The organism is Microbacterium sp. AR7-10 (genome assembly GCF_001878835.1).
Lineage (GTDB): Bacteria > Actinomycetota > Actinomycetes > Actinomycetales > Microbacteriaceae > Microbacterium > Microbacterium commune.
In genome coordinates, this window is record NZ_MJIR01000047.1 from 1 (window position 1) to 201 (window position 201).

Consider the following 201-nt stretch of genomic DNA (forward strand, 5'->3'; position numbering starts at 1 on the left):
GTCGAGAAGCGGGCAGGGCCGCCGGGTCAGGCGTTGGCCGCCTGGCGCAGCCAGCGCTCGACGCCGGCGACGTGCGCCGTCGCCAGAGACGTGGCCAAGGCCGAGTCGTGCGCGGCGATGGCCTCGGCGATCGCGCGGTGCTCTGAGAGCGTGCGATCGACCGCGCCCTGCTCGGTGACCCCGCGCCACACCCGGGCGCGG

The 201-nt window shown here is 77.1% G+C and carries 1 protein-coding gene; it reads right to left on the reverse strand.

Annotated elements, in window-relative coordinates; all coding sequences use genetic code 11:
- Positions 1–26 precede the first annotated feature (26 nt).
- Positions 27–191 carry an FCD domain-containing protein gene (locus tag BFN01_RS15775; protein WP_371260999.1) on the reverse strand — a complete coding sequence of 55 codons (165 nt, stop codon included), beginning with the start codon at positions 189–191 and terminating at the stop codon, positions 27–29.
- Positions 192–201 lie beyond the last annotated feature (10 nt).